This is a genomic window from Neobacillus novalis NBRC 102450, from assembly GCF_001591805.1.
GTDB lineage: Bacteria > Bacillota > Bacilli > Bacillales > Cytobacillaceae > Neobacillus > Neobacillus novalis.
The window spans coordinates 59845-67869 of record NZ_BCVP01000030.1; the positions used below are offsets into that span (position 1 = coordinate 59845).

General features: G+C 39.0%; 7 protein-coding genes, 1 pseudogene and 1 riboswitch. Of the genes and pseudogenes, 1 reads left to right on the forward strand and 7 read right to left on the reverse strand.

From position 1 onward, the window contains the following. Positions 1-39: 39 nt before the first annotated feature. On the reverse strand, positions 40-276 hold the full coding sequence (locus tag BANVL01_RS28710) for a hypothetical protein (RefSeq protein WP_066089782.1): 237 nt from the start codon (positions 274-276) through the stop codon (positions 40-42). On the opposite strand from BANVL01_RS28710, the pseudogene BANVL01_RS28365 reads away from it, so the two are divergent. Further along, a pseudogene (locus BANVL01_RS28365) lies at positions 201-355 on the forward strand (carboxymuconolactone decarboxylase family protein); the annotation flags it as partial. The gene BANVL01_RS28710 and the pseudogene BANVL01_RS28365 overlap by 76 nt on opposite strands. 161 nt (positions 356-516) lie before the next feature. On the opposite strand, the gene BANVL01_RS20290 reads toward BANVL01_RS28365, so the two are convergent. The 6 genes from BANVL01_RS20290 to BANVL01_RS20315 all read right to left on the reverse strand — a co-directional run bounded on the left by BANVL01_RS20290 (position 517) and on the right by BANVL01_RS20315 (position 7351). Beyond that, entirely contained in the window at positions 517-1422 is a 906-nt protein-coding gene (locus BANVL01_RS20290; protein WP_066089784.1) for a TIGR01777 family oxidoreductase, read from the reverse strand. A gap of 119 nt (positions 1423-1541) precedes the next feature. Further along, on the reverse strand, positions 1542-2087 hold the full coding sequence (locus BANVL01_RS20295) for an HXXEE domain-containing protein (protein ID WP_066089786.1): 546 nt from the start codon (positions 2085-2087) through the stop codon (positions 1542-1544). 154 nt (positions 2088-2241) lie between these two features. Beyond that, positions 2242-4110 (reverse strand): squalene--hopene cyclase, encoded by a 1869-nt coding sequence (gene shc, locus BANVL01_RS20300; protein ID WP_483310422.1) that lies wholly within the window; start codon positions 4108-4110, stop codon positions 2242-2244. A 181-nt stretch (positions 4111-4291) separates the two neighbouring features. Further along, a complete protein-coding gene (locus BANVL01_RS20305) occupies positions 4292-4867 on the reverse strand; it encodes an NAD(P)H-dependent oxidoreductase (RefSeq protein WP_066089792.1) in 576 nt (191 codons plus the stop codon). Positions 4868-5332: 465 nt separating this feature from the next. Continuing rightward, complete coding sequence (locus BANVL01_RS20310; protein WP_066089795.1) at positions 5333-6286, reverse strand: ATP-grasp domain-containing protein; 954 nt, start codon at positions 6284-6286, stop codon at positions 5333-5335. Between the two features lie 15 nt (positions 6287-6301). Next, positions 6302-7351 (reverse strand): LLM class flavin-dependent oxidoreductase, encoded by a 1050-nt coding sequence (locus tag BANVL01_RS20315; RefSeq protein ID WP_066089798.1) that lies wholly within the window; start codon positions 7349-7351, stop codon positions 6302-6304. A gap of 108 nt (positions 7352-7459) precedes the next feature. Continuing rightward, positions 7460-7563, reverse strand: a riboswitch (SAM riboswitch). Positions 7564-8025: the final 462 nt, after the last annotated feature.

Here is an 8025-nt window from a genome sequence, read left to right on the forward strand (position 1 = left end):
CTGTGATCCGATCTTCAACAAAAGCACTCCAATACTTTTTTAAAAAAAATTAACACTACCTTTTTTAATACAACCCAATTTTCCCATTATTTGCTTATTTTGTATAGAAGCTTTATCAAAAGTAAAATATTCAGCTTTTCTGACCATTACTTCAAAAAAAATAGCAACCAAAATGGCAGCCGGATCTTTAAGTAACGCACTATCACACAAAGGGATGACTTGACCGGGGCTGTTCAAAACAAGAAATTCTTGAAACTGTAGCTGTAACGGCTGCATTTGGGGGTGGGGCATCCAGAGCCAAGGGGTTACTCTTGTTCAAGAATGTATTAAGGAATTAAATCAAAAGAAACAATAAATTGCTTTTTTAAATTTGCAATCCGCTAATATTCTTTTATTGGCTTATTGGTTGTAGCTCGCCTTCCTCTCATCCGACTACCTATGTCTTTGACGCTTACATTTGAAATGCATAAGGAATATTGAAGCATATTAATGACATAAACGGACATAAAAGCAACGTTAACCTAGAATATCAGAAAGTGCACTTTTTACATCTGTAAAATGAAAGGAGTAATTGTGGTAAAGTGCTTTTTGAGGAAGTACTCGCTGCCCTTTTAATACAACCTGACCCATTTCACCAAGTGCCACTTTTAAAAAAACCTCAGGCACACGGAGCCAATGTGGGCGGTGAAGGACGTCTGAAATTGACCTTCCGAATGATGACATGCGAATTGGATTAGGCGAGGTCACATTTAACGGTCCATCTATTTCGGGTTTAATTATGGCGAAGTAAAGCATCTCAACCACATCTTGAATGTGAACCCAGGAAATCCATTGCATTCCATTTCCGATTGTCCCCCCAATACCAAATTTATAGGGCAGCACCATTAGCGGTAAGGCACCCTTTTGACCAAGAATTATGCCAAAGCGCGCGAAGACCGTTCGAATACCAAATTCTTGGGCCGTAGCCCCTTCATTCTCCCACAGACTTACAACTTTTGCCAAAAAATCATTTGCACGACTTTGTGAGGTCTCATTAAACGTCTTGAAGTCAGACATCCCGTAGTAACTTACACCTGAGGCGTTAATAAGCACTTTTGGCTTGGGATTAAGATGTCCTATAATTCGAATTACCTCTTTTGTGGCTGTGAGACGGCTATTCAAAATAGCCTCCTTTTTGCCTTTGGTCCATCGCCCGCTATTGATTGATTCCCCGGCTAAATTTACTATTGCATCTACAACCTCAAGTTCATTTTCAGGCTGATTATCTTCAGAAAGCCACTCAACATAATTAACGAATTCATCTGTTCTATTAATATCAGGAAGACGTCGTGTTAATATGGTTACCCGATGGCCTTTTTGAGTCAACAGGTGTGTTAAGGCTTGACCCAGAAACCCGGTTCCTCCCGTTAAGACAACATGCAATTTACTCGCCTCCAGCAACTGCCTTTTTATTATGGATTAACTTATCGGTTAAATGAGGAAAAGTAGCCATTTATTCGAGAATGAAATGCTGACCAAGTAAATAAAAGAGTGAGGAACAGTTAGTGAATAAAAAAACGGCCTAATAAATTGCCAACAAGAAAAATCGGGATCATTAATAGGCTGACGGGAATACTTGCGAAAATTAAATGCCAGTCTATCAGACCGCGTTCGAACAAACTGTAAAAGGCGATAAGACAGTAAGGGATAAGGAGGAACAGCGCCGTTATGATACCAGGCGTATAGCCTTTAAAAAAGATGGACTGAACAATATGCATGGTCGCCTGCAGAATAAATAAATTGAGAATGGCTGTATATAAGAGAAAGCTCCCTCCGTTCAAGGAGAAATGGGCAGTCATCAATGTGGTGAATGAGATAATGAGCAAAATCCATGTAGCCGAAACAGAAAGTTGGGCAGCTGTCGAACCTAGTTTTCTCCTCATTTTTAATGTTAGTTCGACGAAGGGAGGTTTTTGAGAACTATATTTGTATGTACTCATGGAAGATTCAATTGTTATGATCTCTTCTAAGTCATGGAAAATAAATATGATAGGGAACAACCAAATGACTGTAGTAAGATCGAAAAATTGGAGTAAAGTTTCAAGCATCTTTTGCCTCCTGCTTGTTGGAAAGAATTTGTATTTCACCAAGACTTTGTATGGTTGTAGTTTTGTTCAGTGTATGGGACAGGATATAAAAATATGCCAGCCTATATGTTTTATCACTCTATCTAGCATCCCTAGCTGCCGACTCGCCCTGTTTTTAATTCCCTTCAGCTAAATTTCTATAATGCGCCAGGGCCAGTAATGGAAAAACGTATTCATAACAATGATAATTGAGATAAAAGGATCCTGCCATTCCCCTTCCTTTTGGATAGGTCTTTGTCCAATCTTTTTCTTTTCCGTCCACTAAAAAAGCTGCACCGTGTTCAATTTCAGGTGTAACTCCAGTCGCGGCACAGATGAGCGTGTCAAGAGCCCAAGCGGTATGCGTGCGGGTACTTTCGCAGAGCGGCACATAACAATTTTTAATATCACTTTTACAGGATTCTCCCCATCCCCCATCGGGATTTTGAATTTTTTGCAACCAAGTAAGAGCTTTCTGAATAGCTGGATGATTTGTAGAAACTCCAACCGCAACCATTCCCGTTACAGCCGCCCATGTGCCATAAATATAGACGCCCCATCGACCCACCCAGGAACCATCTGAATTTTGCTGCCGCAACAGCCAACGAATCCCGCGTTTCACCATGGGATGGTGTTGATCCAAATGGGTATAGTTACCGAAGAACTCTAAAGTCCTTCCAGTTAAATCAACTGTCGACGGATCAATTAATAAATCTTTTCCCCCGTCTATCGGTAACAAGTTCAATATTTTTTTGTCCACATTCTTTTCGAAGGCCGCCCAACCACCGTCATTGTTTTGTATGGAAATGAGCCAGTTTACTCCACGATCCCATGCTTGCCGATATTCGACTTGCTCTAGGGCCAAAGTACGTATCGCCCTCAGTGCAGCTGTTGTGTCGTCAATATCCGGATGGATCGTGTTCATGTCCGCAAATCCCCAGCCTCCCGGCAACAAGTTCGGTTCATGAATTACCCAATCCCCGTATTTGATATGTTGACGGGAGAGGATATATTGGTTTGCCTTCTGCACGGTATCCGCCGAATAGGGGACACCGGATTCTTGCAGAGCATAACTAATTAACGTCGTATTCCAGACCGTAGCCGTCGTATATTGGCAGTGAAGTTCTCCGTCAATCCTGCAGGTCATCGCTTTTAAACCTTGCACAGCACGAGTAATCACCGGATGTGTATTCGAATACCCCCTCGCCAGTAAGGCAAAAATCATTAGAAGAGTTGAGCTGAAATAATTTAAATAGGTGCCGTCCGGTTCGATTCGATCCAGCATATATTTTTCGGCACGATATAATGTCAATTCACGAAGGTTTCCATGGTATTTCAGAGCCTGAATTCCCTGTTTAATCATTTTGATCACCGAGCGGGCCGCTTCTTCTTGATCCTCTGTAAAAAGGCGAACTTCTCTTTTCTGAAACAAATCGGAGAGGTCGGGCGATCTATGCGTTCTCCTACGAAAATTCGTATTGGCGAGAATTAAAAAAGGAATAATGTTGGCTCTTCCGTACACGGAGAGGTCAAAAAGATTGATGGGAAAGGAGTCTGGTAAAAGCATTACTTCAATATTAATGGGGAAGTGCGGCCACTCACATTGTCCTGTTATGGCCAACATGATTTTCAAAAACATATGGACTTCCGCAGCCCCTCCGTTGGCCATAATAAATCTTCTTGCAGCCTGGATTTCCTGGTCTTTTCGATCGCGGTAACCAGAATAAAGAAGGGCATAATAAGCTTCCACTGTGGCTGTCAGATTTCCTTTTTCTTCGTCATGAAACAGCTTCCATGACCCATCTTCCTGCTGTTTTCCTGCGATACGTTCCACCAATTCTTTTATGAACTCCTCATCATCTATCTCCAATGTCCGTAATAGGATAATCATACTGCAGTCTGTTGCGATTCCGGTCTCGAAGGGATATTGCCAGAACCCGTCATCTGATTGGTCCTTTATGAACTGATCGGTTATTCGGTTGATTTCCGCATTTACCCGATCCATCATGAAACCCACCCTCTTTCAAAAACTCACTATGTATTCATATTCATCTAGCAATATGAATATGCATTTATTTAATGAGAGTAAAAGAATCAAAACATTAGTCACAATTTTAGTAAGAAAAGGAGCACAAATTTGGCGCTCCTTTTAACTTTACTTATTTTAGACGTGCAATCCCATATGTTCAAATTACTTTTGCGAGCTGGTAGATTTTTTGAAGCCATTTCTGCCGAGATTTATAGGTAGAATGTTTAACAAACGTTAATCGAGTTCTTTTGATATTTTTAATGCCGCAGAACTTTAAAATGTAATCTCTTACTACAATCCATTCGACATTTTTTCTAAACAATCGAATAAATAAAGAGGGAGCATCGATGGTGTAAATAACCCATGCCGATTTATTCTTCAATAAGCCTTTCGGAAATTTTCCTTTGTGTTGATACGCAAATCCAGAAACAAACACGCGATCAAAAAAGCCTTTTAAAATGGCTGGTACACCATACCACCAAATTGGGTAAATGAAAATTAACTGGTCAGCCTGCTCAATTTTTTTTCGATACTTTTCAGTATATGGATCATGGATTAAATCCCTTGGTTTATGCTGCTTATCGATGACTAAAACAGGATCAAATTTCTCCGCGTATAAATCAATTAATTCAAATTTCCGTTTGGCTTCCTTTAACCCTTTCATGACGTTCTCTAAAATCGCATGATTAAGGCTATCCTTATTTGAGTGGGCATAAATAATTAAGATAGTCATATGGTTCCCTCCATTAATGGATAATGAATTTTCCCTAGGCCAATACTGGCGGTTTCAGACATATCATATTCTAAGTAAATCGCTACGATTACATCCTTTGGGAATCTATGTTCAACTTGTTGAGGACTGTCTTACCTATTGCTATTAAATTAACAGGTGCGTTAACAAATCGTACCCACAGAGGGTCCAAATTAAGTCCTTAAACGCTTATCAATGGATACATATACACAAAGATAAAAGGTGCACTATTCCAAGGATTTGCAGTTGTTACTGTATATATCTGCACCTTTAGTGCAATAAAAAATGACCGCCTATTAGACGATCATACTCCTTTTAGATTTAATTCCGAAAAATGTATAAGCTTAACATTATGGGGTTTTCTTCTTCTTTAATTAAATCAAGAAGATTTTCAATTTCCCTTTCATTATCAGGTAATTCTAAGGAAATTTCCGTTACTTCTCTAAATTAAGCCGTTGCTATTGGCACGTATTTTTCTTCTAATGTCTTCTTTAATAATAAAGCTACTTCCAGCATTCCGAATTTACCAGCTTCTGCTTCTGCATCAGAATTATAGTTTGTGTTTGTATTAATATCGTAAGTAAAAATTTCACCTTCAGCATTCTTGATGAACTCGATTCCAGCAACTTGAATTTTATTACCAGCTAGAACCTGTTTATATTTTTCTAAAATTTCGTCCTCAAAATCTTCAATGATTTGAAACTTAGGCTTCTCTTCTTTTTCTCCTACCGGGCAGAATAAATCGCCAATTTGGCATGCATCCGCTGGGCAAAGTTCAAATCCTTCCGAAGTATCAACCTTAACGGCATAAACAAAGTTTCCTCCCACAAACTCACAACGGGTTATGTAGCTTTCAAGAGATTGAATGTATTCTTGAATAAGGGTAATTCCATCGACCGGCTCTTCGAAAGTAGGTCCTTCCACATAAGCTTTTAGAGCTTCTATACTATGGAATAATTGAACACCTAAGCCTTTACCAGCACGGTTATGCTTCGTAATAAAGGACTGTCCTTCAAAGCTTTTAGCTGCCTGTAAAATGTTTTGTTTTCCAACCGCTGCAATCGTTTTTGGAGTCTTAACACCATACTTGTTTAACTCTAAATATTGTAATACCTTACTAACCTCTAGCTTTAGAGCACTCGTTCCATTTAACACCGTACGTCCATGTGCTTCAAGCCAAGCCAATACTTGCCCAGAAAATTCAGCTGCAAAACGATGATCACGTGTATGAGAAGATGCACTCATTCGGCTATAGAAGATTCCTTCTGGTGGCTCTTTTGATAAATCTAGCGTTCCTTCGTCCAAATACCATTCTTCATAAGGAACACCAAGTTCCGCTAACCTTTTTGTTAAATGGACTGTCCACTCACTATTTTCATGTATCACATATACCTTGCTCATCATTATGTCCCCTCACTAGTTCTTTATTAAACTACGTTTTTGTTCAACTAATGGCATAACCTGCTTTGCAAAGCGTTCCATTTCCTCTAATTGAGGTGAAAATTGCAATAACAATAAGTCTAAGCCAGCTTCTTCATATTGTAAAATTCGATCTGCAATGTGCTCAGGTGTTCCTACTAAGTTCGGTCGCAGGCCCCGATTGGATACAGAGTAATCCTGTAATTTGATTTGTTGCTCTAATTGTGATTTAGTAGTGAAATCTTTAAAGCCAGCATATCCGCTAGTGTCTTTCACAGTCGTGATTTTTTCAAGCTCAGCCAGAGCCTCTTCTTCTGTATCACGGCAAATAACATAAGCAGCCATGCCAAATGAACTAAATGGCACACTGCCAGTTTGTTCACGGCGTGCCCTCATATCGGTTATTTTTCTATCAATCTCTTCAACTGTACCACCGTGCATAACATAAGCATCACATTTTTCTGCTATGGTTTGCTTACCTTTTTCACTTTCACCGCCTGCATAAAGAATCGGGTTTGGTCTTTGAACAGGTTTCGGTGCAAGCTTCGCATCCTTTAATTCGTAATATTGACCAGAATAATTGAAGGTTTCTTCTGTCCATAAACCTTTTAGTACATCAATAAACTCTTCGGTACGAGCGTATCGCTCATCATGTTCTGTAAAAATACCCCCATATTGACGTGCTTCTTCTGCCCACCAAGCAGAAACAATGTTAAGAGTAAAACGCCCATTACTGATTTGATCAATATTCGCTGCCATTTTGGCCGCTACAGCAGGATTATGAAAACCAGGGCGAATCGCAGTCATAATTTCAATTTTTTCCGTCACTGCTGCAAGGGCTGCTGCTGTAGACCAAGCTTCAAGAGAGTCGTGCTCCGGTCCTTTAATATCATTTAAATATAATTCAGCTATTAAGGTAGTCGAGTATCCCCATTTTTCAGCAGATTGTATTACTTTCTTTGCATAATCAAAGGTAGGCGGCATATTTTCATTCTCCACATTACGTAACCAGCCTCCAAAAATCGGTAACCAAAAACCATATTTCATTTGTATTCTCTCCTCTACTATTCTAATTTTATAGTTTTCCTATAATTTAAGTTGGATTTATGTATAAATTAAAAACTCTCTTCCTAAGAAGAGAGTTTTATTACCCTCTTCTCATCTTTCAAGCGATGTGCTTGATGGAATTGGCACAGTATTCATAAGAACCTGCTGCCGAGGCTTCAAAGGGCCAGTCCCTCCACCTCTCTGGATAAGAAGAAAATGTACATTCAATTTTTTAATTAACTAAAGTGATAATAGTTTAAATTTATCAAATTGTCAATCAAATATTTCTAAACTCTAAATAACAACTTATAAACAGGGAAAAGGAAATTTTATCATCCAATCAGTTTCAGTCTGAAGTTAACTCTTTAGGAGATTATGATACATCCAAGGGAAAATTATTAATGAAACATATTAAAAAGAGGGCTTCTGATTTTTCAGTAGCCTTTTTTTCTATCTCATAAACAAAATGGGTAGGAAGTGTCAATACTGATACTGACCTTAATCCAGTCAACCCTAATCCATAGGCTGATTAATTTCCGCTCTCCTCTTTTTTTAACGATTAAGCAGGATCTTCTTTAGTATTGTCATTTTTCTATTCTTGAAGAAACTTATTTTCATGGTGGTTCAATAAGCGAGATGAATTAGGTGCAAAATGGACCTTCATTTTTAACGCA